The organism is Pseudomonas sp. NyZ201 (genome assembly GCF_049860765.1).
Taxonomy (GTDB): Bacteria; Pseudomonadota; Gammaproteobacteria; order Pseudomonadales; family Pseudomonadaceae; genus Aquipseudomonas; species Aquipseudomonas bharatica.
Genome location: NZ_CP187557.1, coordinates 4,871,722 through 4,896,914 on the forward strand (window position 1 = coordinate 4,871,722; position 25,193 = coordinate 4,896,914).

The window sequence follows — 25,193 nt, forward strand, 5'->3', positions numbered from 1 at the left end:
ACTGTACACACATACAGTAAATTTTGAGTCGTTTTCCGATGACCGTCACCAACCTCGGCCAGCCAAAGCCTGGAACAGCCCGGTTCCCAATGTACTCATTTCGTGTCCCGGCAGGCTTTCCGTCACCTGCCGCCGATCACCTTGAAGCTCATATTTCACTGGACGAGCTGTTCGATCTCCGAGCACCCCACGTGTATCTCGTCAAAATCGAGGGGGACAGTATGCAAGGAGCCGGAATTTACTCTGGCGATATTGTCATCGTAGACCGTAGCCGCGAAGCGGAACACGGCGATATCGTCATCGCCGCAATCAACTCAGAACCCGTCTGCAAACGCCTATTCAGCAAGGATGGAATGGTCGTCTTGCAGTCTGAGAATCCTAAATATCCGCATCGACATGTCCTGGAGGGAGACGAGCTCGTGGTGTGGGGTGTGGTTCGATTCAGCGTGCGCGACCATGAAAAATGACAGAGTCTTTGCGCTAATTGATTGCAATTCGTTCTATGCCAGCTGCGAGCGTGTGTTCAGACCTGATTTGACGAAAACGCCGATCGTGGTCCTCTCGAACAACGATGGATGCGTGATAGCACGCAGCGCTGACGCAAAGCCGTTCGTGAAGATGGGCGAGCCATACTTCCAAATCAAAAACAAACTTCAGCAGCACGGGATAGTCGCGTTTTCTTCGAATTATGCGCTTTACGGCGACATGAGCGAGCGCGTCATGGCTGTGATCGAGTCGCTAGTCCCGATAGTAGAGGTGTATAGCATCGACGAAGCGTTCGCTGACCTGACAGGTATCTCACACCTGGATAGCCTTGGCCGGCAGATTCGCAAGCAAGTATTGCGTTGCACGGGCATTCCCGTCGGCGTCGGCATCGCAGGTACAAAGACGCTAGCCAAGCTCGCTAACCACACGGCGAAACGTCTCCAAGCGCACACGGGCGGAGTCGTCAACATCTGCGAGCCGCACAAGCGCGACTGGGTTTTACGGAATACCAGCGTGTCTGAAGTATGGGGTGTTGGACGGCGGATGCATGCTCATTTTGAGGATATGGGCATTAAGACAGCGATGGACCTGGCCAATGCCAACCCATCGATGCTCAGGAAGAAATTCAGCGTAGTTGTCGAGAAGACCGCGCGCGAGCTCGCAGGCATCCCATGCCTCGACCTCGACGAGCCGAATACACCGAAGCAGGAAATCTGCTGTAGCCGGATGTTCGGCAAGCGCCTTGAAACGTTGCCTCCGATTAAAGAAGCCGTAGCGACCTACATGATGCGCGCGTCGGAGAAGCTTCGGGCCCAAAGCTCAGTCTGCAAGAAGGTAAGGGTGAGCATTAGAACGGGCATGTTCAACCCGGATGAAGTCAAGTACGCCAATGGGGTAATCGTAGAGATGCCCTATCCGACTGACGACGTCCGGCTACTCACCAAAGCTGCAACCGGTGCGTTGGATAAGCTTTTTCGCCCAGGCTACAGGTATAGCAAGGCGGAAGTTCTGCTCATGGAGCTTTGCCACCGAGGCGAGTACACGACTGACCTATTTGCCAAAGAGCAGCCCGTCGAGGCGACGCGCTTGATGAACGTGGTCGACCAGATCAATGGGCGCTGGGGCAAAGGCACGGTGCGGACGGCAGGCGTTCCAGCCATTCCAGCTTGGGGTATGCGGCGAGACTTGATGAGTCAGTCATATACCACCCGGATTGACCAGTTGTGGGAAGTTTCGTGTAACTGAGCGCCGGATGCGAGAACTGCGCGCCGCTTGACCAGTTGTTCGCATTAGTCGCAACCAACTCATCTCAGCTACGGCCGCTGCAGTTCAGCCCCTGAAATTAGCGTTTCAAAATTTTCATACCGAACCAAGCGAAATTTAGATCTTGGCTTAGGAAGGCAATACCACGGCGTGGCTTTACCACGGAATGACTAGATCCAAACAACCAATCGAGTGTACTTACGAGCGCGAAACTCGCATTTGGATTGTTTATCTAATGCGATTGGGACGAAACGCGTTCGCTAACAAAAAAGACATGAAATACTTTGAAACAACTCAAACTGAAAAGCCGCCCTGCTATTTCGTCCTGTTTTACGCGAGTGAAACACCCGTGGAAACCTCATGAAAGACGACCAGCACTGAACGTACGATAGAGGGTTGGTTAACTGGGCTTATAAATTCAATCAATGATACGAATGCCCCTGAGGCATAATCAAGAAGGATGGCATGTAGGCCATGAACATACAAAGTGGAGTTCCAAAATGAGGAAGGATAGTGCAGGCTGGACTTTTATTATTGCGATGCTTTTTAGCGCAAGTTCGCATGCAGAGCTTGGGATGTTCTCGCGTGCGAATTGCGCAGGTTTTAATGAGTCCGTAAGCTGGGACCCCGTACTGACTTGGTCGATGGCAACCGATTCAAATCAACATAATGCTATCACCGGCGAAATGCGTAGTTTCACGGATGACCAAGGCCAGCCTACTGGTCGATCGTACGCAGGTTGCCAGTTCTGCGGTAGCACTGGATGGCAAGTGGATGGTTACCACTATGCAAATGAACAGGAAAGAGCTGCTCAGAACGAAACCCTTATGCAGTTTTGTGAAGGGGGATGGGTTCCGCAGACTCAAGTTTATGACATGGTATGCAAGTACACCTATGCAACATCCTGCAATTTGACGGAGTGGTGATATGAGACGTGCATTTTTATTATTAAGTTTTGCTATCTTACCATCGGTTGCTTCTGCCGAGTTGCTGATTGAGCCCCTTACCGGAAACGCTAAAGCCGAGCGCTTTGAAAAAATGCGCTCCGCTGCAAACTCGAGGTCAGCCAAAGAGGCTGACTTCCCATCTTTTCAGCAGTTCAGCAAGTCTGTGACTGAGGCAAAATTCGACTTCGGCATATCTGAAAAACAGCTAACTCAGGTCTCTGCCTCTAGAGTAATGGTGGAGAGATTGAGTTGCAAACTGAATGACCAGGTACCGTCTGGCGTTGCAAAAAAAGGCGGCGGAATGAATGGTGTAATGTCCATATATTTATGCCCAAACGGATATCTAGTAACCTATGAAAACGAATACAAATCGCCATTGACGCAGCGAGTTACTGTTTACGATGATGATTACGCGAAACGGCGAGTTGGTGATGAACCTTTGATCAAGGAAACTGTGGCAACGCGGGGCAATACTCGATTTACTAGCCTCCGATGGCTGAACTCCGAAAATGAAATAACGTATGAATTTTTTGCTGACCTCAAGGTTTCCCATGACAGCCAGCTAGAGAAATCTCTCAAGGAGGGTTTAAAAGAGGTTGCAATCAGACTCAGCTCATCAAAGTAATATGTACGAGCATTAGGTGCACCGGTTTAGAGTGGTGCACCTCTTATGGGGCTCTGGCCCCCTCTTGAGACAGCGCCGAATAACTTTCCAGTCATTCATCCCCTGATTGCAGGCGACCTCGGCTCAATCAGTTTCAGCCCCACACAACAGAAATAACCAGAGGCAACTCTGGATTTTCTGCATCACAGACTTACCTCTACCCCCTCAAAAGTTGCCGCCGGGTTATCCACAGACTTGCAAGGCACACAGCGTGGTCAGCTACGCCGTGTGCTCAACCGCCCTCTGGAATCGAGTTCTCACACGATCAAGCTGCCGCGTCTTCCTGAGGGACGGCTCTACTAGGAAAAAATCTGAGGACTCGGGCTAAGCATTTTCTACTGAATCAGACTCAGGCTTGCGCGAGGGTGTACTCGGCTTCGAGAGGACCCCCATGAAACTGCCGATCCGAAACTATCTGCCCATCGCCTCAGGACTGCTCATCCTGGGCGGCATCATCGCGTTCCAGCAATATCAGCTGTCGACTCTTTCTCGCGCTGTAAACGGAGCTGCAGAGAAGATTTCCATCGACGCACTCCAGAACAGGGTGAGCGCGATCGACGATCGTCTCGACACTGTGTCAGGCAAACCCCTGGTCACGATGGAAGACTTCCGTGTTAGCCAGCAAGCACTCTCAAGCCGGATCGACGCTGTGCAAGCCATGGCAAAGCAGGCTCACGAAGCTGCAGCTGAAGTCACTCGCTCATCCGCGACTGCGGGCGATCTCCTGGTCCTGAAAGCCGACCTTGAGTCGCTTGACGACAAACTGCAGAAAATGAGTAAGCCGCAGGCTCAAGCGCCCGCACCAGCCCCCAAAGCCTCCTCCAAACCGAAGCCGAAGCCTGCACCGATTAAGGCCCCGCCCATCCCGCAGACCCCTCCACCTTTTCAGATGGTCGGCCTCGAGTACCGAGGCGGAGAGCGTTTCCTGTCTATTGCCCCCACCGGTAGCACCCGACTGAGTCAGATCTACCTGATTCGGCCTGGCGAAGTGGTCAGCGGCAGCACGTGGCGCCTCAAGGCTGTAGATGAACGAACCGCAACCTTCGACGCCGGCGGGACAACCCGAATCCTGAGCATCCAGCCATGAGTAAAGCATCATGAATCTACCGATCGTTCGAGCCATCGCCTGCGCCTGCGCATTTACTGGACTGGGCATTGAGGCCGCTCCGCTTCCTTCCGCAGTTGGAGGGGCCACCTCGAGTATTCAACAGCTCACCAGCGAAGCCACCCTGTCGCAGAACAAGCCTGATGAAAAAGCCGCGCAGGAGTGGGGCCTGACCTCCAAGGAGTACGAGCGCTATCTAGAGGTGATGCAGGGTCCGCGGGGGGTTTATTCGCCAGGGCTTGACCCACTCACGGCGCTGGGCATCGAGGCCCGATCAGATACCGAACGCCGTCGGTTCGCCGAGTTGCAGATCCAAGCAGAGCGTCAGCGAGTCGATCGGGAACTCGCCTATCAGCGAGCCTACGATGAGGCTTACCAACGCCTATTCCCGGGCATCAAAGCCATTGAGATTTCGGCCTCCCCTTCGGCGCAGGCCGGATCGAGCGGCCCAGCGTTGGAGGGCAACGGGCGCCTGGCACTCTTCGTCAAAGACGACTGCGTACCCTGCATCGACCAGGTCAAACGGCTGCAGGCGTCCCAGACGCCGTTTGACCTGTATTTCGTCGGCAGCCAGAACGACGATGAACGGATCCGCCGCTGGGCAATTCTGGCGGGGATTGACCCGTCCAGCGTCAAAAGCCGACTGATTACACTCAATCATGACCAGGGCCGCTGGGTGCGCCTCGGGCTCGGCGGCCCACTGCCAGCCGCCGTGACGCAGGTGAATGGATCATGGCGTCGGCAATGAGAGGCTCGCGGCTCTGCGCTCTGTTGATGCTGCTGCTCGCCGGGAACGCATGGGGCGTAGAGGATCCGCCAGCAGCTTACAAGGCGATCGGCATCAGGCACGGGGTCCCGCCCGTTGTTCTCTATTCGGTGGCACTGCAAGAAAGCGGCACGCGACTGCGCGGACAGCTTGTTCCGTGGCCATGGACGTTGAATGTCGCCGGTACCGGTTATCGCTTCGCCACACGAGCAGATGCTTGCCGAGCGCTGGTGGTCGCAATTGCGACGGCTGGGCCCGCTCGCGTCGACGTGGGACTGGGACAAACCAATATTCGCTCGAACGGGCATCGCTACAGCTTTCCCTGCGAAGGGCTGGATCCCTACAAGAACCTCGCGGTGACCGCCCAGATTCTGGCTGAGCAAAAGGCCAAGGGGGGAACCTGGATCGATGCTGCAGGGCGATATCACCGCCCGGCCGGCGGCGCGCCGGCAGCGAAGTACCGTGGCTACTTCGCGAAACATCTCAGCCGGGTCACCGGCATCAACTTCGAGGTACAAACCCCATGACATATCACCACTCCTGGCGAGCACACGTCGTGCAGGCTCTAGCCTTCGCGATCGTGGCCAGCCTGGCCCTACCCAGCAATGCGATCCAGCAAGCGGTGCTCACAGTAGTGGAGGACCATGGCGGATCATCCGCACTGCCCTACTACCAGGACATTGAGCCCGAGCCTGCGCACACCCCTCCGGTTGTGACTGGCGTGCGGACCGGTGGGGCGTTCCCGGTGTCGACTCCAGAACTGAGCCCGGGCCCAGTACAGGGGCGGGTCATCAACGCAGCTGGCCTCCAGCCGATGTTCATTGTTGGGGATGATCCAACTTCGCAGGCCTGGCTCAACCAGAAATTGTCGGAACTTCAAGGCCTGCAGGCAGTGGGACTCGCAGTGAATGTCGGCAACGCTGCACGACTGCAGGAAATCCGCCGCTGGGCCCCCGGGCTGCTGGTGATGCCCGTTCCCGCGAGCGATATCGCTGGTCGCTTGGGGTTGCAGCACTACCCGGTGCTGATCACAGCTACAACCCTTCAGCAGTGAGACCCGGTATGCGCCCAACACGACCTGTATCGCCGGTGTTCACACTGATCATCAGCCATCCGCTGCACCGCCCCGGCCGGGAGCAAATGATCGAGCAGGTCCGCCACGTGAGCGAGCTCTACGGTGCTCGCTTGACGGGAGTCTCCGAGTTCAACGAACACGCATTCGCCCAGCGTCTTGCCCAACGGCTGACACCAGACCAGGTTGAGCAAGCGCGCGCCGAAGTCGACGCCAGGACATACACCGCGAGGACCCGAGATGACGACATACACCCTTGAATCTCTGCTCCGGCCGCCGGTAGAACTTTTCACCACTGCTGTCTGCTATGTAGCTGCAGCGCTTTGCATTGGCGCGCCCTGGGCTTTTGCCCTGACTCCGCTATTCGGGATTGTCGCTGCCCTGGGCTTTATCTACTTGGGCACCATTCGGCTGCGGCAGGCACGGAGGGTCCTTCGGTACCAGGCGAACCTCAGACGGCTTCCCCACTATACGATGACCAGCGCTGAAATACCGATCAGCAACGAGCGCCTGTTCATCGGCCGCGGATTCCGGTGGACACAGAAGCACACGCAACGCCTGGCCGACACCTACCTTCCCCAGTTCGCGGCCTACGTCGAGCCGAAGAACCTTTATATGCGTGCGCGCTGGCTGGAAGAACGTCTGGAGTTCGCTCCCTTCCCACTGAAGTTGATCACCAAGGTCACTGGCTGGGACTCGAACTGGAACCCCGCCAGGCCGCTGCCACCCGTGGGCGGCCTACCCAGACTGCATGGGATCGAGCCTGATGAGCAGAACGTCAGCTTGCCTCTAGGTGAGCGTGTGGGCCACACATTGGTGTTGGGGACAACTCGGGTAGGCAAGACTCGCCTGGCTGAAGTCTTCATCACGCAGGACATTCGCCGAACGCATCGACGCGGGCCGCGAGTCCGTATGGGGCGCCGGAGCCAAACCTTCCATCGCTGGAGCCGGCGCCGGCGTGCAGAGGCACAGGCCGACCACGAGGTTGTGATCGTCTTCGATCCGAAAGGTGATGCGGATCTGCTCAAACGCATGTACATCGAATGCAAGCGCGCCGGCCGCCTCGACGAGTTTTATGTGTTTCACCTGGGCTGGCCAGACATTTCTGCGCGCTACAACGCCATCGGCCGCTTTGGTCGGATCAGCGAGGTGGCCACACGTATCGCTGGCCAGCTCTCCGGCGAGGGCAACTCTGCTGCGTTCCGCGAGTTCGCCTGGCGGTTCGTCAACATCATTGCCCAGTCGCTGGTCGCACTCGGCCGCCGCCCTGACTACGAGCAGATTCGCCGGCACGTCATCAACATCGACGAGCTGTTCATCGAGTACGCACAGAAGTACTTCGCGGAACATGATCCGAAGGCCTGGCAAGCCATCGTTGAGGTGGAAGGCAAGATCGATCGCAAGAATCTGTCGTTCGCGATGAAAGACCGCCCGCTGCGAGTCGTGGCCATCGACATGTACCTCACCCAGAAACGCATCAACGACAGCGTCATGGACGGCCTGCGCAGCGCTGTGCGCTACGACAAGACTTACTTCGACAAGATCGTCGCGTCACTGCTGCCGCTGCTGGAAAAGCTGACCACGGGCCGTATCGCCGAGCTGCTCGCCCCCGACTATCTGGATCTCGCTGACCAGCGACCGATATTTGACTGGATGCAAGTGATTCGAAAGCGGGCGGTCGTCTACATCGGCCTCGATGCGCTGTCCGACACCGAGGTCGCTGCGGCGGTGGGCAACTCGATGTTCAGCGACCTGGTCTCCGTCGCCGGCCACATTTACAAGCACGGTATCGACGATGGTCTGCCCGACCATATGGCCGGTGGCAAGGTTCGCATCAACCTCCACGCTGACGAGTTCAACGAACTGATCGGGGACGAGTTTATTCCCATGGTGAACAAAGCTGGCGGTGCCGGTATGCAGGTCACCGCATACACCCAGACCATGAGCGACATCGAAGCGAAAATTGGCTCGAAAGCCAAGGCCGGCCAGGTGATTGGTAACTTCAACAATCTGTTTATGCTCCGCGTCCGTGAGACTGCAACTGCCGAGCTTCTGACCAACCAACTGCCGAAGGTGCAGATCTACAACAGCACGCCGGCGAGCAGCGCAAACGACTCGGTGAACGGCAAGACCGCATTCACCTCCAGCTCGCATGACCAGGTGCAAATGGCGAGCGTGCCGATGATTGAGCCTGCGCACGTGGTCGGGCTACCCAAGGGCCAGGCCTTCGCACTTATCGAAGGGGGGAACCTTTGGAAGATTCGCATGCCGCTTCCCGCGAATGACCCGGACGACGTCATGCCCGGCAACCTGCAGGACCTGGCGGCGGGTATGCGGCGATCGGCGGCGTCCTCAAGCGACTGGTGGGAAGCACCTGGCTACCAAGATCTGAAATCTACCTTGCCCGACGACCTAGTTGAAGATTTCCGCCAAGTGTCGACCAATGACGCAGCCTGAGGTGTAGCCCATGGCAGACGACGTTTCAAAGAAGGCCGAACAGCAACAGGAGCGACAGGAATCGCTGTTCAGCAAGATCATCTTCTTCCCGTTCAACTTCCTGGGGGTGATGTTCGGGTCGCTCATCGTGGCAATTCTGGTCGACTGGGTATGCCTGTACTTCTTCTGGCCGGAAGCGGGCTGGCGTCACGGTCAGCAGATGCTCTTCAGCGAGATCAGTTGGCTGTCCAAGGGGCTTGTTCATAGCGCCATCGTTCAAGAGCCGGGGCGCACTGCGACATGGCTGGTCACCACAACCTATGACTGGCTGATTGTGAAGACTGGAATGCTCAGTTGGGTTCAGGGGATGGAGGCGATCGCCCATGCCGGCCCGCGTAACGAGATGGATATGCGCTACTTGGCCGCGCAGAGCATCACAACTGTCCAGAACTACACCCTTGCTGCGCTCTTCACCGTCCTGGTGTTTTGCGTCCGGCTGGTCGTGCTGCTGATGACCACGCCGCTTTTCGCCATGGCGGCGCTCACAGGCCTGGTCGATGGCCTGGTGCGTCGAGATCTGCGGAAATTCGGGGCCGGTCGTGAGTCCAGCTACCTCTATCACAAGGCCCGCGGAACGATCATGCCGTTGGCCATTTTCCCTTGGACCCTCTACCTGGCGTTACCAATCAGTATCAACCCGATGCTGGTATTGCTCCCCTGCGCTGCCTTGCTCGGAGTATCTGTAAGCATTACGGCCGCGAGCTTCAAGAAGTATTTGTGAGGAAGAGTACGATGCAATGGGGTTCACGAGCCATCCAATCGGAGGCTCCGAAGCTCCCTATCAAGGCCAGCATTGACGATCCTATCAAGCGTTGTAACTTCCCTCAGTTCCGTGACCGCCACATGCTTACCTCCGCCCAGGAGCAACGTGGGTGATTGTCATCAGCAGATGTATCACTTCTCGAGGGGCGCGCAAGACGCTCCAAGTACCAGCTGGATGGCCGGTGCTTAGAAGCAGTGCCTGATCCAGAGCTTCAGATCTGGGTCCGTAGTCGCCCATTCGGAGAATGGCGATCGCCGGGCTGCTGACTAGGACATACATTCATCGGCGCCTGGCATGCGTCGATAATCGCCAAAAGCGACTTAATTTCCGAGACAGGACACTAGCGTTCGCTATGCCGGTTCAGGCCGACTCAAAAGCAGCGTCAATTGGCACTTCAACTGCCTCGAACATCTCCGCTACGACTTTATGACGGCGAGCTTGCTCTAGGTGTTTACGCATATGGTCAGCCGCCGCGAGGCGATCACCTTGCTCAATACAGGCAAGAATCGCGAGATGCTCCACAGCCTGCTCACGGCGAGGCGAACGTTTGCTTGCCTGCCGGTACTCCACCAATCGGCGAAGCTGATCGAGACGGCGAACCGTCTGGATGTGGAATCTGTTGCCGGAAAAACCGGCAAGCGTCTCATGAAACTGAGCATTCGACTCGAATAGCTCCTGGGGTGTCATGGTCAGGTAACCGCCATCTGCAATGAATTGCTGCTGTTTTTTACAGCGAGCCAGAGCTTCCGTATCGACCATGAATGTAGGGGCAAGCAGGCCTGCTGGCTCAATAATCACTCGGAACGAATAGCTCTCTTCATAGGCTTCGACCGAGTCAATCATCGGCAGAAACTGCCAACCCTGACCGGCCCGCTGCTCGATCCACCCCTCTTGCTGAATCCGCATCAAAACACCGCGAAGCATATAGCGCGAAATGTTGAATAAACGCATCAGGTCAGTCTCAGCAAACTGCTCAGGAATCTGCCCATTGAGACGCATCACCGCGATCTGCTGATAGATCGGATCATCGAAGGAAACCGACAGAGCCTGGGCAATGTCGGCCAGATCATCATAAGGTTTTGCCAGAAAAAAACCGCGGTTGCGGTCCTGGTTAAGCATGCCGCGCTCGGCGAGGTAATTCAGAGCAATCTTGATAGGGGTGCGCGACGTCTTCAGAACCTTGGCCAGCCCCAGTTCCGAAACGTGATGCCCTGCAGCTAGTTGTTCTTGGCGAACATAGGTCACTATATCGCGGGCTACGCGGGCTTGAAGCGCCGTCAGATTCATAACTTTTCCGAGTCAAGGCCTAAAATTCCAGGCGGGTACACTAAACGAGCCCCGCCGGTCCTACATTAAGCCTTTTGCGGCCCTGTTTCAAAATCGAGTTCGATCTTAACTGTTGCACGGACGATTGGCTTGCGAGTCATAGCCAATGCAATGACCGCGTCATGCCTGTGCAACAGACACAAGGTAAACGTAGACGCCTCTGTTACGCTAATTCCGCCCTACTTGCCGGCTACAAATGCTAGTCCAGTCGGACAATGTGCTTCGGATCTATGGCCGCAGCAACCGCCCATAATGCTAGTCCCGTTGCCGCCCGAGGTTACCTCGGCCTTCGCCCTGCGCTTATTTTTTTAAACTGGGCACAGGCATATACGCTGTAGGCCCTGCTTCAGCTCGCGTCGCGTCGGATTACGCAGAAAACAGCTGCTGCGCAGCTTCTCCTCGACGGGCAGGCGGGCGAATAAATGCTGCCCCTTCAGACCGTGAACGATTCTCTTGCGTGCCAGCTCATGGACATAAAATCGGTTGTCCTGCCCCTGAAAGCGAATAGGCACGCAGCTGACCTGCGAGAATCGCGCTGGGACCAGCCCGGATATCGCCTTCAGCGTTTGGCTCTTTCCCGTACCGTTTGCGCCAGGCAGCGCGATAATGACACGCTACCCGACTGGCAATTAAACGCCGGCAGTGATGAGAATCGCATCGTCGTAGATGACTTCGATATCATTGACCTCCAGCAGCGCCTAGTGCGCAAAATGAACAACAACCGCATGGTTCATGGATGCCTTCCTCGCGAAGCGCGTGCTCCAGAGCTCATTTTCAGTAAGCTCCTATCTGCCGGCTCATGAAGCTATGTGATAGAGCGGGAATGCTCCAAACATCGCGCCACCTACCAACATCGCCATACTCACCAAGAGGGCCCACTTCAGAGCAAAGCGCTGATGGTCACCCAAGTCGACTTTGGCCAACGCCACCAGCAGGTAAAGCGAAGGCACCAGTGGGCTGAGCAGGTGTACCGGCTGCCCCACAACCGAGGCCCGAGCGATTTCCAACGGCGTAATGCCATAGGTAGCGGCAGTCTGGGCAAGCACCGGGAGGATCCCAAAGTAGAAGGCATCGTTGGACATAAAAAAGGTGAACGGGATGCTGACCAGTGCTGTGAATACCGCCATGTAAGGTCCGAAGGCATCCGGGATAACAGCCAGCATTCCCTTCGCCATGGCATCGACCATCCCTGTACCGGAAAGAATGCCGGTGAAGATGCCCGCAGCGAAAATAACCGAGGTAACTGCAAGAACGTTACCGGCGTGAGCGGAAATCCGCTCTTTCTGCTGCTCCAGATGCGGATAGTTGAGCATCACCGCAATGGCGAAGCCGACCATGAACAGCACCTGAATCGGTACCGCGCCCATCACCAAAAGGCTAATCATCGTGGCGGTAAGCAGCAAGTTTGGCAGGAACATGTGCGGGCGGCGGTTACGGTCGCATTCTTCATGCGAACCATTACCCAAGGCGATCGCACCGTTGTGGAAATCATCCACTGCAATCACCCCAAGCCGTGCACGTTCCCTCCGACCCAGCATGATCGCAATGAACAGCAAGCACCCACAGCCCAGCAACATCGACGGAACCATGGGCAGGAAGATATCCATCGCATCGACATGCAGCGCAGCTGCAGCACGTGCGGTTGGGCCACCCCAAGGGGAGATATTCATGATGCCGTTGGCGATGTTGACCACACAGGTCAACCCGAGAACGCTCATGCCCAAACGCTGATAAAGCGGAAGGAATGCGGCAATCACGATCATGTAGGTGGTGGAGCTGTCACCGTCAAGCGATACCAACATCGTCAGGATGGTGGTCCCGACCAGCACCTTGAGGGGATCGCCTTTGACGATTTTCAGAATGCACCGCACCAGTGAATCGAACAAACCCGCGTCGATCATGATGCCGAAGTAAAGAATCGAAAAAGTCAGCATGACGCCAGTAGGCGCCAAGGTTTTGATGCCATCGAGCATCATGGTACCCAAGCCGGCATAGAAGCCACCGATCAGGGCAAACACGATGGGCACCACGATCAGGGCAACCAGGGCGGTAAGCCGCTTGGTCATGATCAGGTACATGAAACAGGTGACCATCGAAAAACCGAGTACGGTCAGAAGCATGTCGCTCTCCTTCTTGTTTTAGCGCCGCGAACCAGGCTTTAGCGGTACGAGGAGGAAAAAGCGGGCTGATGCCGAACGGATTTACGATAGGTCTGTTTGCATTTCATCTTGATTTTCCTCGTTTTTATATTTGTGCGGGAACTTTGATTTGGCAGGCAGATAAGTGGTCGCGCCTCAGCGTAGAGGCAACCACCCGGCGCACCATCAGTGCACATCTGCCGAAGTTAAATTGACTCAAGTTTAGACAAAGTGCAATATCGCCTCACAAAAAACACGCCTGTGAGGTCCCCGGCATGAGCAAGCAAATTGGCCAAACCCTGGCCGTCAACGGTCGCGAGTACCGCGTCTGCAACGTATCGGAAGCTGTGGCAGAGATAGGCGGCGACTTCGCCCGCCTGCCGATGAGCCTCCGGATCCTCGCTGAGAACGTCCTGCGTACCGAAGCAGAGCCGAACGAGGCGCTGACGGCGATTTGCACTCGCTCTAAAAACAGCGACATCCCATTCCGCCCCGCTCGTGTGGTTCTCCAGGACCTCCTCGGCACCCCCGCCCTGGTCGACCTGGCCGGCTTGCGTGACGCCGTAGCAAAAGCAGGCGGCGATCCACGCCAGGTAAACCCGGTCACCCCAACTCACCTCGTCGTGGACCACTCGCTGAACGTAGAGCGTTGGGGTGATGCCAGCGCACTGGCCGATAACGAAGCCATCGAGCGCCAGCGCAATGCCGAGCGCTTTGCATTCCTCGACTGGTGCAACAAGGCCTTCAACAATCTGTCGATCGTGCCTTCAGGCAATGGCATCCTTCATCAGATCAACCTGGAGCGCCTGACCACCGTCATCGGCACTCGCGAAGTCGAAGGTGAACTGTGGGCGTTCCCGGATACGCTGGTCGGCACTGACAGCCACACCACCATGATCAACGGCATCGGTGTGCTGGGCTGGGGTGTGGGTGGTATCGAAGCCGAAGCTGCAATGCTGGGCAAAGCCCTGATGATGCGGGTTCCAGAAATCGTGGGTGTTCGGCTGGAAGGCGCCCCGCCATCGGGCTACATTGCAACCGACATCGCGCTTGCCTTGACCGAAAGCCTGCGCAAAGCCGGCGTGATCGGTAGCGTGCTGGAGTTCCATGGCCCAGGCGTCGCAGCACTGTCCCTGGCAGACCGCGGCACCCTGTCCAACATGGCGCCCGAATTCGGCGCTACCGCAGCAATGTTCGCGATCGACGAGCGCACCCTGCATTACCTGCGCCTGAGCGGCCGCGGCGGTGAGATTGCCGAGCTGACCGAGGCGTATGCCAAGCACCAGGGTCTGTGGCATGACAGCCTGGAATCTGTCGTGTACGACCGCGTTGTCAGCCTCGACCTGAGCAGCGTTGGTCGCGCGATCGCCGGCCCGAAACAACCTCATCAGCGCATCCTGCTGGGTAAAGGTGAAGCCGCGAAGGACATCCCAACCGGCTTGGACAATGGCTCGGTCGTCATCGCCGCCATCACCAGTTGCACCAACACATCCAACCCTCGCGGCGTGATCGCTGCGGCCCTGGTCGCTCGCAATGCACTCAAGCGAGGCCTGCATCGCGCACCATGGGTGAAGACCTCTTTCGCGCCGGGCTCCAAGGTTGTCGCCGACTATCTGGATCGCGCCGGCCTGAATGTTGATCTCGACAACCTGGGTTTCAACGTCGTCGGCTACGGCTGCACCACCTGCAACGGCATGTCCGGCCCCTTGCTGAGCAAAGAGATCGAAGACGAAATCCGCGCGCGCAAGCTGGAGACAGTTGCCGCCACCTCCGGCAACCGTAACTTCGAAGGCCGCGTGCACCCGCTGGCCCGTGAAGTCTTCATCATGTCCCCTCCCCTAATCGTGGCGTACGCGATCGCTGGCACCTACCGCATCGACCCGCAAGTGGATGCACTCGGAACCGACGCCGAAGGCAAGCCGGTTTACCTCAGCGAGCTATGGCCTTCGGATCAAGAGCTGGACGAGATCGAGAAGAAAGCACTGTCGGCCGACCTGTTCGACAAGGCCTACAGCTCGGTACCTCGCGAAGCGGGTATCATCGCCTCTGACCTGCGCGCCGGCGTTACCGATCAGTACGCCTGGGACCAGAGCAGCACTTACATCCGCAAGCCGCCGTACTGGAGCGATGAGTTGACGGCTACTGACCCTCAACGCGACCTGAAAGACATGCGCGTTCTGGTGATGCTGTCGGACAACATTACTACCGACCACATCTCGCCGTCGGGCGCCATCCTGCCGGACAGCGACGCCGGTTCGTACCTGAAAGGCCACGGCATCGGTGTTGATGATTTCAACTCCTACGGCACTCGTCGCGGCAACCACGAAGCCGCGCAGCGCGCCACTTTCGCAAGCCCACGCCTGAAGAACGAGCTCATGACCGACGGCCGTGAAGGTCCTTGGACCCTGCTGCTGCCCGAGAATCGCGTAAGCACCGTATTCGAAGCCGCACAAGCCTATGCCGATCGTAAGCAGCCGCTGATCGTTGTGGCAGGCAAGGAGTACGGCAGCGGTTCGTCGCGTGACTGGGCAGCCAAAGGCCCTCGCCTGCTGGGCGTACGCGTTGTCGTGGCCGAGAGCTTCGAGCGCATCCACCGCACCAACCTGGCTGGCCTGGGCATCCTCCCGCTGCAGTTCCCAGAAGGTGTAACTCGCAAGACGCTGGGCCTGACCGGTCACGAGAAGTTCTCGGTGGAAGGCATCAACGACACCTTCGCGCCTGGCGACAAGTTGCAACTCGTCATTGAGCGTGCAGATGGCACCACTGAAAACGTAACCGTCACCAGCCGCCTGGATACGCATGAAGACGTGCGCTACTTCCGCCGCGGCGGCCTGCTTCCGCAGTTGCTGGTGGAAAGCATGGACAAGGCTGCTAAAGCGAAGCAACTGGAAGGAGCAGTGTAATGACCCAAGTTCGAATCCCTGCCGTATTCATGCGCGGTGGCACCAGCAAGGGTGTCTTTTTCCTTGAGCAAGACGTTCCGGCTGCAGGCCCAGAGCGCGATGCAATGATGCTCCGCGCCATTGGCAGCCCGGATCCTTATGGCAAGCAGATCGACGGCATGGGTGCTGCCACCTCCAGCTCCAGCAAGGTCGTCATCATCGGTAAATCGGGTCGTACCGATTGCGATGTCGATTACTTGTTCGGTGCCCCGGCAATCGAAAACCCAGTGGTCGACTGGTCCGGTAACTGCGGCAACCTGAGCGCAGCCGTTGGCCCATTCGCCATTCGCCAAGGGCTCGTCGATGCGCCTCGTGACGGCATCGCCACCGTTCGCATCTGGCAGGCCAATATTCAGAAACGCATCATCGCCCATGTCCCAATGAAGGGTGGCGAGGTCGTTGAAGAAGGTGATTTCGTGCTGGATGGCGTCGCCTTCCCTGCTGCCGAAATCGTCGTAGAGTTCCTTCAGCCTGGCGGTTCGGGCGGCAGCATTCTGCCAACCGGCAATGTCGTGGATGAACTGGATATCCCTGGCTTCCCAGGCTTGCTGGCAACGCTGCTCAACGCAGGCAACCCGACGATCTTCGTCGACGCCCAGCGCGTTGGCCTGACCGGGACCGAGACCCAAGACCAGGTCAACGGCAACGCCGAACTGCTGCAGTCTCTGGAAACCATCCGCGCACACTGCACCGTGGCCATGGGCCTGGCGGCTACTGCCGAGGAAGCAACACGCCTTCGCCCCCACACACCGAAGCTCTGCCTGGTAGCTCCGCCGCAAACCTACGGCGCCGCCGGCGGCAAGACAGTCGAAGCCGGCGAAATCGATGTGATCGCTCGCATCCTTTCCATGGGCAAACTGCACCACGCAATCACCGGCACTGGCGCTGTAGCCGTTGCCGTGGCAGCCGCTCTGGAAGGCACGCTGGTCAACCGTATCGTCGGCGATATCGGTGAACGCCAGGTCAACATGGGCCACACCGCCGGCACCGTTGCCGTAGGCGCGCAGACCACCCAAGTCGATGGCAACTGGATTGTGGACAAGGCCGTCATGAGCCGAAGCGCCCGTCGCCTGATGGAAGGTTGGGTGTTCGTACCTTCGAAGTACTGATTGCTCAGCTACCGCCGACCTTTAAAGGTCAGCGGTACTCATCACAACAAAAACAACGATGAGATTTTGCTATGTGCCCATCACCGCTCTCACCCGCCATTACACGACGCACGCTGCTCTCTTCTACTTCCATCGTCGCTGCGGCAACCATTCTGGGCCTCGGCGCGGAGGCGGCAGATGCCAAATCAGAACTTGAGAAGAACGCTATGCAGCCTGCCAACGCGAACAAAACCCAAATTGTCTATGTGGGCTCCAGAACCACTCGCGAGCGAAACGCCCGCGGTGCAGGCATCACGGTTTATCGACATGACCCACAGACAGGTCGCTCCGAATGGATTCAAACCGTCGGCGATCTGACCAATCCATCCTTCCTGTGCCTCGACCAAACCCAGAGCCTGCTGTTCTGCGTGCATGGCGACCAGTCCACTGTCAGCTCATTCCAAATTGAGCCAGCCAGCGGAACGCTCGCCAAGGTGAGCTCGGTTAGTTGCGAAGGGAACAACCCTGTCCACCTTACCGTGGACAAGAGCAATAATTTCCTCGCTGTGGCCAACTATGCCACCGGCAGCATTGTCATTCTGCCGTTCGATAAGACCGGCCACCTGCAACCCGTCATCAGCAAATACGACCTTCCGGGCAACCCTGGCCCGCACAAGATCGAGCAGGCGAGCTCCCACCCGCACATGATCCCACGCGATCCATCGGGCCGCTTCCTGGTGGTCCCGGACAAAGGACTGGATAAAGTCTTTGTGTTCGATTTGAAGCAGAACGGGACCGCACTGAAGCCTGAACTGGCGCATGAAATCAAGACACGCGAGGGGGCCGGACCTCGACATGTGGTGTTCTCTCCGACCGGGTCATTTGCTTACGTTGTGAACGAACTGGACAGCACGATCACCAGCTACCGCTACAACCAGAATGACGGCTCCCTGGTTCCATTCCAGATGGTTCCAGCCCTCCCTCAGGACTTTGTAGGGGACAGCCGTGCAGCAGCGCTGGTCATGGCACCGGATGGAGTACATTTGTTCTCTTCCAATCGCGGGCATGACAGCGTGACCATTTATTCGGTGGATCAGCCTACCGGCAAGATCAACCCGATCGGCAACGTCCCTAGCCAAGGCAAGAAGCCACGCTTCATGACGACATCTCCTAACGGTCGGTTCCTGTTCGTCGCTAACGAAGACAGCGACAACATCAAGACCTTCTCTATTAGCCCGAAAGGCGAACTGGCTTTGCTGGAGCATCAGATCGAGACCGGCAGCCCGGTCTGCATGATTTTCCGCACCGCCTGAACCTCTTTTTCTGACCCTGGCGCGCCGGGAGGCACGTCTACACCCCACGCCAATTGATGGAGCAGCAAATGCATAACAAAAACAAAATGGCTTGCAAGCTTCTGGCCGTAACGCCTTGCCTGGCCGCAGCTACGGCCTATGGGGATGGCTTTATCGACGACAGCAAGGTCACCTTGCAAACGACGAACTTCTACATCAACCGCGATTTCCGTGACGGTGCTGGCCAGTCAAAGCGCGAAGAATGGGCCCATGGTTTCATTCTCGATGCGAAGTCCGGATACACACCAGGGCCAGTCGGTTTTGGGGTAGATGCTCTGGGCATGCTCGGTCTGAAGCTGGACTCAAGTCCCGATCGAACCGGTACCGGCCTGCTGCCGACCCATGATGATGGTCGCGCAGCCGACGAGTTCAGCCGCCTGGGCCTGACTGGCAAGATGCGCCTATCCGAGACAGAGCTTAAATACGGCACTCTGATCCCCAAGCTGCCCACGGTTCAGGCCAACACTGGCCGCCTCCTCCCCCAGACCTTTGAGGGCGGCCTGCTCACCAGCAAAGAATTCGATTCGCTGTCCTTCATCGGTGCCCGCTTCGAGCGCCAGACCGATCGCGACTCGACAGACCGCGTACCGATCACGCTAAACAACAAAAACCGTCGCTTCACAGGCAATGCCGAAGGTGACGCCTTCTGGCTGGGCGGTTTGGATTACCAGTTCACAAAAGACCTGCTGCTGACCTATCAGTATGCAGAGCTGGAACAGGTCTACCACCAGCACTTCGTGGGGGCGAACTATTCGATTCCAGTGGGCCCCGGGAAGATCAAAGCTGATCTTCGCTACATGGATAGCGACGATGACGGTCGAGCTTTGGGCGGACGTATTGATAGCAGAGCAATTTCTGGCATGTTCACCTATAGCTTGGGCGGACATGCGCTTGGTCTGGGACTGCAAAAGATGAACGGTTCCACTTCCATGCCCTATCTCGATGGAACCGATCCTTACCTGGTCAACTTCGTCCAGCTCAACGATTTCGCCGAGCCCGGTGAACGTTCTTGGCAGCTGCGCTACGACTACAACTTCGCGGCGCTCGGCATTCCTGGCTTGACCTTCATGACCCGCTACCTGCGAGGCGACCAGGCCGACGCAGCGACCATCACCGGTGAGGGCAATGAATGGGAGCGCAACACCGAACTGCAGTATGTGGTGCAATCCGGTGCCCTGAAGAACGTATCGGTCCGGTGGCGTAACGCGAGCTATCGATCGAGCTTTGCACGTGGCGCGGATGAAAACCGCCTGATCGTGTCCTACACATTCCCAATTTTCTAACCCTGGAGAAGGTATGAGCCCTATTGCCCAGCAGGTTCTCAAGGACCTGGCGCCCAACGGCATTCTGCGTGCGGCGATCAACTTCGGTAACCCAGTGCTGGCTCAGCCAGGCGCTGACGGAGAACCGCATGGTGTTTCTGTTGCCTTGGCCAAATCGCTGGCCGAAGAGCTGGGTGTAGGGCTCAAGCTGCGCACATACGACGCGGCGGGGAAAGTGTTCGCTGCACTTGAAGAAAACGCGTGGACGCTGGCCTTCCTGGCCATCGAGCCTGTCCGCGCCGCCCAGATCAGCTTCAGTGAACCCTACGTACTTATCGAAGGGACCTATCTGGTAAAGGCCGAGTCGCCCTATTCCAAAACCGAGGACCTGGATCAACCTGGACTTCGGATTGCGGTAGGCAACGGCGCTGCTTACGACCTGTACCTGTCACGCACGTTGCAGCATGCAGAGTTGCACCGCTCTGACACGTCTGCAGGTGCTGTTGACCTCTTCATTGACCAAGGCCTGGATGCTGCCGCCGGGGTCAGACAACCGCTGGAACAAGTCGCAGCCAAGAATCCGAATTACCGGGTAATGCAGGGAGCCTTCACTGCTATCCGTCAAGCAGTCGCAGTTCCTCACGGCCGTGATGCTGGAGCAGCCTATGTTAGAGACTTCGTCGAACGACGATTGGCCGAGGGCTTCATCCGGGGTGCATTACTTGCCAGCGGCCAAACCGACGTCAGCGCACCCCGTTGAGGTCGATACTGGAGACGAGGCCTCATATAATCTGATGGGCTTTCACTGGTCCCAATCTGTAAAACTGACAGTTACAGGGTAATCGTTAGTGCCATCAATCAATTTTTTGGCAAGTTCGGTTTTCCAGATCGTTCGCGAATCAGCAAAAGAGCATCCCAATAGAATGGACAGTTGGATTGACGCAAAGACCAGCGCTTCGATGGTGTACAAAGACGCAATGCCGCCCTGGATTGTTGAGTTTGACAATGGCGTAACCCTTAATGGAGCAATGCCCTACGCACGGATCGAGGGATATCGTCCTCTGACACTGGACCTTTACCTACCGCCCAGCCCGCGTCGGTCCTCTCCTTCCCCGTTGTTGATTTATATACATGGCGGCGGATGGCGACGAGGCGACAGTCATCGGTCAGGAGTGTTCAGCGATTTCCCGCAGCTGCTGGCAGAGATAGCCGCCCGCGGATATGCCGTGGCGTCGATCAACTACCGACTGAGCGCGGAAGCGAGGTGGCCTGCACAGCTCGACGATGCCAAAGCCGCCCTGCATTATCTGGCGGGAATGGCTGAAGACCTTCAAATTGACACTAGCAATACCTACGTCTGGGGAGTGTCCGCTGGCGCGCACATCGCTGCAAGCTTGGGCAATCCATGGACAGATCGTGACTCCCGAGCAGCCAGGCCTGGGCCCGGTGTCCTGAAGGTCCAAGCCGTAGCGGTCTGGTACGGCGTGTTCTGCTTTCAAACCCTTCAATACCAAGCTGAAAGCCTCGGATTGTCTCTGCCCCCCCAGCAGCTCGCCCCAGAGGTGCAATTGCTGGGTTATCCAACCGGGTCATCAGATGTTCCTAAAGGGGCCAGTCCAGCGTTGGAAGTTTCCGAGGAAACAGCACCCACCTTAATTTTGGTAGGGGACAAGGATGAAAAAGTCCCTTATCTACAGAGTATTCAACTGAAGGAAGCACTGGAAACCGCTAACGTTTCACACCACCTTATTGTTTATCCCGACGTGGGCCATAGTTTCATCTGTAATCATCACAGCGCGATTACGCATGAAACAAACCTGAAAGCCCTTAACACTACGATTCAATTCTTCGACGCTCGAGCCTTCACGTAATAAACAATTAGCTTGCATCTTGATTCGCAGATCAGGCACCGATGATTACCATCAGATACACTAGAATACATCGGGGCTTCCGCCGCCTGCGAAACACTTCTGACCTGCCCACGTCCGATCGCCGCATAACTGGCATTGAGCCAACTTTTCCAGCGCTCAGCGATTGATGACTTCTGCTATCTGGCAAACACTCGGGTCGAAAGTAATAGAGGAAAATCCATAATGAACCAAGCTACTGGTTAACCCAAGGCTAAGCGGCCCAATAGGCTTTACTCTGGCAATGACTCACCGTCTCTACTCTCACGGAGGCGAGATGCGCATATCCATGACCGACCGCTCTAGGTCGCTAGCTATTCAGTAAGACGCTTAACTCAGGGCCTAGCGCACTAGGATTTCTATACTCCCGTAACTAACCGGGAGGGCCGCATGGCGAATTAAGGGGAAAGAGTAAAGGCTGGTGGGCCATTGATACAGCAGATTATTCAGGCATTACAGCGGTATCAACATGGCGTAGCTCTCGAGCGTCTACCCGATGAGATCGGGAGCCGAGAAGACTGGCACAGTCGTTGTTCCCGGCTGTCTCGGATAATCAAATTCAATCGCTTGGTGGACCAATTAAAATCTCTTTACTAAAATTTCAGATGCCTAGTGCCGTTCGATCCAGGGCAGCTATTCACGACTCATAACGGCCAGCCCAAAAGGCGACTACCGGTCAGAAGCAGTCATTCCGGTACTTTTACAAAGTTGGCATTTAGAACACCGCGCAGGCTGGGAGTCGCCATTCAGTTCAAGCGCCCTGAAAATCGCTCTTCAGGCAGCCCCTCGGCGACAATAGCTTCGGCTTTTATCAGCGCCCCATCTGAATTTTTCGGCTTATCCAGCCCTATCGAGGCGCTGGTGCTGTACAGCGTTGCATAACCGGGGCCTGCGAATACCGGGCAAGTGGTTTGAATACACGGGGAGTCAATCACGCGATCGACTTTTCCATCGGGCGCATAACGCACCACTCTGCTGCCGCCCCATTCGGCATTCCAGAGAAAGTCTTGCGCATCAATGCACGAACCGTCTGGAGCGCCCTGACTGTCGACTGTCGTGAACATGCGCTGGTTTTCCAGCGATGGGTAATCGCAGCAGGAAATGCACCCCTGTAGGGAATCGGCGTAGTACAGGGTAGAACCGTCCAAACTGAAACAGATGCTGTTCGGAATCGCTACTGCGGGAAGGTCGAGCGTTTCTGTTTCGAGCGTCGCCGCATTGAGTCGGTGAAATCTGCCAATCGTTTGCACGTGCTCAGTTGCGTCCATAGTGCTGAAGACAAAGTTGCCCATGCGGTCGCAGCGGCCATCGTTGATACGGGTTCCGGGTACACCCGGCGTGGCTGCAATTCTGCTGAAACGACCAGTGCTCAGTTGGTAGTAGCCCACGCAGGATGCAAACCCCATTAGCAATACATCTTCGTCTGCCGTGAGGGCAAATGAGCCTAGCGACTCGGGCAGTGACCAGCGCTGCACTTTACCGCTTGTGGGGTCCAGAGCACGCAACTCGCAGCCGAGAATGTCGGTCCAGAACAGACGTTCGATTCTTTCGCACCAGACAGGGCACTCGCCAAGCAGGCTGGCGGTGTCGGTTAGGGTTTTAAACATGGCGGCGTCCCACGAAACAGGATGGGGTAAACAAGACAATCAGTTGGAGAAAAGCGCTGACCACCGGTCACCGAACAGGGCGATGACCAAGCCTGAGAGCATTACCATCACCCCGGCCAGTTTGAAAACAGACACGGGCCTCTCGATTGCCCCGAGCAGTCCGAAGTGATCGATAACTAGGGACGACATGATCTGCCCGGCGATGGCGAGGCCAAGCAGCGCTGAAAGGCCAATTTTTGGCGCGAGTACAACGTAGCTAAGCAACGCGCCGGCACCTAGCAGACCACCCAGAAGGCTCCACAGTGGCTGGGCAGGGATAGCCGTCATTGACGCCACTATTCCGCCACGCATCAACGAAAAGATGCCCAGGCATAGCGCGCCGGCAGTAAAAGAGAACAATGCCGCCGCTACGGAATCTCCACCCACACCTTTAGCGAGTTGGCCATTCAGCGTGGTCTGCAGGGTGATGCCAAGCCCAGCGCAGATAGCCAGCAGGTAGTAAGCTGCATTCATTTCGCACCTCCTTACTTGGCTGACTCAAGCGGCAAGAATGCCTCGGCAAACATGTCCGGCTGATAGCCTGCAGCAGCAAACAGATGCTCACGGGATTCATCGATCGCCGCACGCAGCCTTTCGCTATCAACCCCCTTAACCTTGCCGCCTTGCTTGACGATGCGCCCACCAATCATGACGGTGTCGACATTGCTGCGTTCTGCCGCATGTACCACGGTGCCAAAGGCATTGCCTGAGGGATAAAGGTTGATGTCCTGCGTGTTGATAAGGATCAGGTCCGCCTGTTTGCCTGGAACCAGGCTGCCGACTTTGTCCTGCAAGCCAGCACAGGTGGCGCCGTCGACAGTCGCGGCTTTTAGCAGGTCATGGGCGGGCAGGGTCACCACCGGATGATGGTCTACGTCGCAGCAGCGCTGCTGATGCATGCCCATGACGCGTTGCAGATAAAACGCAATCCGCATTTCCATGAACATGTCGCCGCTGTAGGACGTTTCGTTATCGACGCTCAGCCCCGGGCTGATGCCATGACGCTGAGCCGCCTGCATGGCGAACATTCCATCTTCAATGCCATAGTGGGCATCCGAACGCGGGCATACGTTGACCCGCACGCCGGCCTCGCGAAGGATCTTCCACCCGGAGTCCGGCAGCGCGGTGCAGTGGTTGAAGATGTTGTCCGGCCCCAGCAGGCCTTGCCGATGCAGCGCCTCGAGTTCAGTCGCCATGGTTTCCCCAAAGAACTCAGTGATGATCGGCAGCCCCAGGCGCCGAGCTTCAGCCCACAGCTCAGGCTCCAGCTGCGCCATCACAGCCAGCGAGAGCAACGGGTTGTCACCGTTCTTGACGTATTTTTCCTGGAGACGCTCCAGGTTGCCGGGCCAGTGTGCTTTGTCCCACTCGCCCGCAACCGGCGCCCCCGAGGCGTGTACAGCGCGTATGCCTGCATCGAGCAGCGCCTCGACCGCGGCATCAGAGTGCGCACCGGTGCGGCTGTTGTGCGAGTTGTCGACCAGGGTCGTAATACCAGCATCGATGCAGCCCAATGCACTCAGCAGATTGCCGATATACATGTCAGCCGGGCGATAGTATTTGGCGAACGAGAAGTGCGTGGCGTTGCAGTAGTCCTCCAGTGTGGCGGCATTCGGATTGATTCGCCGTAGCTGCCCCTCCCAAGAGTGACGGTGGGTATCGACCATGCCCGGCATGGCGATCATGCCGGATGCCTCGATCACAACAGCGTCGCCGGCTTCGAGATTTTCACCAATGGCCGTGATGGTGCTGCCTTCGATAAGGATATCGCCGCGCGCCAGATTGCCGATGTCGCCGTCCATGCTCAGCACAGTGGCGCCGCGGATAAGCGTGCGGGCGGCCGGAGCGGCCGGGGCCTGCACGATGCTGCGGTTGTATTCAGCCATTTCAGTACACCTCTTCAAATTGCGTTGGAAGCAATGTACGCAAGGCGATACTGTGGGAAAAAGATGATAAAGCTGTTTTTATTA

General features: G+C 57.1%; 21 protein-coding genes. 15 read left to right on the plus strand and 6 right to left on the minus strand.

Going from position 1 to position 25,193, the window contains the following annotated elements:
• Positions 1 to 38 precede the first annotated feature (38 nt).
• From ACPFMA_RS21800 to ACPFMA_RS21840, 9 genes are all read left to right on the plus strand, one after another.
• Positions 39 to 467 carry a LexA family protein gene (locus ACPFMA_RS21800; RefSeq protein ID WP_425928709.1) on the plus strand — a complete coding sequence of 143 codons (429 nt, stop codon included), beginning with the start codon at positions 39 to 41 and terminating at the stop codon, positions 465 to 467.
• Entirely contained in the window at positions 457 to 1,731 is a 1,275-nt protein-coding gene (umuC, locus tag ACPFMA_RS21805; RefSeq protein ID WP_425928710.1) for a translesion error-prone DNA polymerase V subunit UmuC, read from the plus strand. Before ACPFMA_RS21800 ends, umuC begins: the two co-directional genes overlap by 11 nt.
• 945 nt (positions 1,732 to 2,676) lie before the next feature.
• On the plus strand, positions 2,677 to 3,321 hold the full coding sequence (locus tag ACPFMA_RS21810) for a hypothetical protein (protein ID WP_425928712.1): 645 nt from the start codon (positions 2,677 to 2,679) through the stop codon (positions 3,319 to 3,321).
• A 430-nt stretch (positions 3,322 to 3,751) separates the two neighbouring features.
• A complete protein-coding gene (locus tag ACPFMA_RS21815) occupies positions 3,752 to 4,447 on the plus strand; it encodes a methyl-accepting chemotaxis protein (RefSeq protein ID WP_425928713.1) in 696 nt (231 codons plus the stop codon).
• Between the two features lie 10 nt (positions 4,448 to 4,457).
• Positions 4,458 to 5,213, plus strand: coding sequence for a TIGR03759 family integrating conjugative element protein (locus ACPFMA_RS21820; protein WP_425928714.1), 756 nt, complete (start codon positions 4,458 to 4,460; stop codon positions 5,211 to 5,213).
• Complete coding sequence (locus ACPFMA_RS21825) at positions 5,198 to 5,758, plus strand: lytic transglycosylase domain-containing protein (RefSeq protein WP_425928715.1); 561 nt, start codon at positions 5,198 to 5,200, stop codon at positions 5,756 to 5,758. The genes ACPFMA_RS21820 and ACPFMA_RS21825 overlap by 16 nt, the downstream gene beginning before the upstream one ends.
• Positions 5,755 to 6,285, plus strand: coding sequence for an integrating conjugative element protein (locus ACPFMA_RS21830; protein ID WP_425928716.1), 531 nt, complete (start codon positions 5,755 to 5,757; stop codon positions 6,283 to 6,285). Before ACPFMA_RS21825 ends, ACPFMA_RS21830 begins: the two co-directional genes overlap by 4 nt.
• 258 nt (positions 6,286 to 6,543) lie before the next feature.
• Entirely contained in the window at positions 6,544 to 8,760 is a 2,217-nt protein-coding gene (gene traD / locus ACPFMA_RS21835; RefSeq protein WP_425928717.1) for a type IV conjugative transfer system coupling protein TraD, read from the plus strand.
• A gap of 10 nt (positions 8,761 to 8,770) precedes the next feature.
• Complete coding sequence (locus ACPFMA_RS21840) at positions 8,771 to 9,520, plus strand: TIGR03747 family integrating conjugative element membrane protein (protein WP_425928718.1); 750 nt, start codon at positions 8,771 to 8,773, stop codon at positions 9,518 to 9,520.
• Positions 9,521 to 9,922: 402 nt separating this feature from the next.
• Here the strand turns inward: ACPFMA_RS21840 and ACPFMA_RS21845 are convergent, their stop codons facing one another.
• The 3 genes from ACPFMA_RS21845 to ACPFMA_RS21855 form a co-directional block, all read right to left on the minus strand.
• Positions 9,923 to 10,849, minus strand: coding sequence for an FCD domain-containing protein (locus tag ACPFMA_RS21845; protein ID WP_425928719.1), 927 nt, complete (start codon positions 10,847 to 10,849; stop codon positions 9,923 to 9,925).
• A gap of 347 nt (positions 10,850 to 11,196) precedes the next feature.
• Positions 11,197 to 11,496, minus strand: coding sequence for an ATP-binding cassette domain-containing protein (locus ACPFMA_RS21850; RefSeq protein ID WP_425930621.1), 300 nt, complete (start codon positions 11,494 to 11,496; stop codon positions 11,197 to 11,199).
• 189 nt (positions 11,497 to 11,685) lie between these two features.
• Positions 11,686 to 13,008 (minus strand): CitMHS family transporter, encoded by a 1,323-nt coding sequence (locus ACPFMA_RS21855; RefSeq protein WP_425928720.1) that lies wholly within the window; start codon positions 13,006 to 13,008, stop codon positions 11,686 to 11,688.
• Positions 13,009 to 13,301: 293 nt separating this feature from the next.
• Between ACPFMA_RS21855 and acnA the strand changes: the two genes are divergently transcribed.
• The 6 genes from acnA (at position 13,302) to ACPFMA_RS21885 (ending at position 21,541) form a co-directional block, all read left to right on the plus strand.
• Entirely contained in the window at positions 13,302 to 15,929 is a 2,628-nt protein-coding gene (gene acnA, locus ACPFMA_RS21860; protein ID WP_425928722.1) for an aconitate hydratase AcnA, read from the plus strand.
• Positions 15,929 to 17,077 carry a 2-methylaconitate cis-trans isomerase PrpF gene (prpF, locus tag ACPFMA_RS21865; RefSeq protein WP_425928723.1) on the plus strand — a complete coding sequence of 383 codons (1,149 nt, stop codon included), beginning with the start codon at positions 15,929 to 15,931 and terminating at the stop codon, positions 17,075 to 17,077. Before acnA ends, prpF begins: the two co-directional genes overlap by 1 nt.
• 71 nt (positions 17,078 to 17,148) lie before the next feature.
• A complete protein-coding gene (locus ACPFMA_RS21870; protein ID WP_425928724.1) occupies positions 17,149 to 18,369 on the plus strand; it encodes a lactonase family protein in 1,221 nt (406 codons plus the stop codon).
• Between the two features lie 68 nt (positions 18,370 to 18,437).
• A complete protein-coding gene (locus tag ACPFMA_RS21875; RefSeq protein WP_425928725.1) occupies positions 18,438 to 19,691 on the plus strand; it encodes an OprD family porin in 1,254 nt (417 codons plus the stop codon).
• A 13-nt stretch (positions 19,692 to 19,704) separates the two neighbouring features.
• Positions 19,705 to 20,430, plus strand: coding sequence for an ABC transporter substrate-binding protein (locus tag ACPFMA_RS21880; protein WP_425928726.1), 726 nt, complete (start codon positions 19,705 to 19,707; stop codon positions 20,428 to 20,430).
• A gap of 88 nt (positions 20,431 to 20,518) precedes the next feature.
• The gene (locus ACPFMA_RS21885; protein ID WP_425928727.1) at positions 20,519 to 21,541 is read left to right on the plus strand and encodes an alpha/beta hydrolase fold domain-containing protein; all 1,023 of its coding nucleotides are present in this window, start codon (positions 20,519 to 20,521) and stop codon (positions 21,539 to 21,541) included.
• A gap of 782 nt (positions 21,542 to 22,323) precedes the next feature.
• Here ACPFMA_RS21885 and ACPFMA_RS21890 read toward each other — a convergent pair.
• From ACPFMA_RS21890 to ACPFMA_RS21900, 3 genes are read right to left on the minus strand one after another with little or no spacing between them, the layout of a single operon-like run.
• On the minus strand, positions 22,324 to 23,184 hold the full coding sequence (locus tag ACPFMA_RS21890) for an SMP-30/gluconolactonase/LRE family protein (protein WP_425928728.1): 861 nt from the start codon (positions 23,182 to 23,184) through the stop codon (positions 22,324 to 22,326).
• Positions 23,185 to 23,223: 39 nt separating this feature from the next.
• Entirely contained in the window at positions 23,224 to 23,697 is a 474-nt protein-coding gene (locus tag ACPFMA_RS21895; protein WP_425928729.1) for a DMT family transporter, read from the minus strand.
• Positions 23,698 to 23,708: 11 nt separating this feature from the next.
• A complete protein-coding gene (locus tag ACPFMA_RS21900) occupies positions 23,709 to 25,109 on the minus strand; it encodes an amidohydrolase family protein (protein ID WP_425928730.1) in 1,401 nt (466 codons plus the stop codon).
• Positions 25,110 to 25,193: the final 84 nt, after the last annotated feature.

Excerpts from the sequence above, each read along its gene's own strand:
- umuC (WP_425928710.1), top strand. The coding sequence starts at position 457 with ATGAAAAATGACAGAGTCTTTGCGCTAATTGATTGCAATTCGTTCTAT.
- ACPFMA_RS21895 (WP_425928729.1), bottom strand. The coding sequence starts at position 23,697 with ATGAATGCAGCTTACTACCTGCTGGCTATCTGCGCTGGGCTTGGCATC.
- ACPFMA_RS21815 (WP_425928713.1), top strand. The coding sequence starts at position 3,752 with ATGAAACTGCCGATCCGAAACTATCTGCCCATCGCCTCAGGACTGCTC.
- ACPFMA_RS21880 (WP_425928726.1), top strand. The coding sequence starts at position 19,705 with ATGAGCCCTATTGCCCAGCAGGTTCTCAAGGACCTGGCGCCCAACGGC.
- ACPFMA_RS21875 (WP_425928725.1), top strand. The coding sequence starts at position 18,438 with ATGCATAACAAAAACAAAATGGCTTGCAAGCTTCTGGCCGTAACGCCT.
- ACPFMA_RS21890 (WP_425928728.1), bottom strand. The coding sequence starts at position 23,184 with ATGTTTAAAACCCTAACCGACACCGCCAGCCTGCTTGGCGAGTGCCCT.
- ACPFMA_RS21830 (WP_425928716.1), top strand. The coding sequence starts at position 5,755 with ATGACATATCACCACTCCTGGCGAGCACACGTCGTGCAGGCTCTAGCC.
- ACPFMA_RS21810 (WP_425928712.1), top strand. The coding sequence starts at position 2,677 with ATGAGACGTGCATTTTTATTATTAAGTTTTGCTATCTTACCATCGGTT.
- ACPFMA_RS21840 (WP_425928718.1), top strand. The coding sequence starts at position 8,771 with ATGGCAGACGACGTTTCAAAGAAGGCCGAACAGCAACAGGAGCGACAG.
- acnA (WP_425928722.1), top strand. The coding sequence starts at position 13,302 with ATGAGCAAGCAAATTGGCCAAACCCTGGCCGTCAACGGTCGCGAGTAC.
- traD (WP_425928717.1), top strand. The coding sequence starts at position 6,544 with ATGACGACATACACCCTTGAATCTCTGCTCCGGCCGCCGGTAGAACTT.
- ACPFMA_RS21855 (WP_425928720.1), bottom strand. The coding sequence starts at position 13,008 with ATGCTTCTGACCGTACTCGGTTTTTCGATGGTCACCTGTTTCATGTAC.
- ACPFMA_RS21900 (WP_425928730.1), bottom strand. The coding sequence starts at position 25,109 with ATGGCTGAATACAACCGCAGCATCGTGCAGGCCCCGGCCGCTCCGGCC.
- ACPFMA_RS21870 (WP_425928724.1), top strand. The coding sequence starts at position 17,149 with ATGTGCCCATCACCGCTCTCACCCGCCATTACACGACGCACGCTGCTC.
- ACPFMA_RS21820 (WP_425928714.1), top strand. The coding sequence starts at position 4,458 with ATGAATCTACCGATCGTTCGAGCCATCGCCTGCGCCTGCGCATTTACT.
- ACPFMA_RS21800 (WP_425928709.1), top strand. The coding sequence starts at position 39 with ATGACCGTCACCAACCTCGGCCAGCCAAAGCCTGGAACAGCCCGGTTC.
- prpF (WP_425928723.1), top strand. The coding sequence starts at position 15,929 with ATGACCCAAGTTCGAATCCCTGCCGTATTCATGCGCGGTGGCACCAGC.
- ACPFMA_RS21845 (WP_425928719.1), bottom strand. The coding sequence starts at position 10,849 with ATGAATCTGACGGCGCTTCAAGCCCGCGTAGCCCGCGATATAGTGACC.
- ACPFMA_RS21825 (WP_425928715.1), top strand. The coding sequence starts at position 5,198 with ATGGCGTCGGCAATGAGAGGCTCGCGGCTCTGCGCTCTGTTGATGCTG.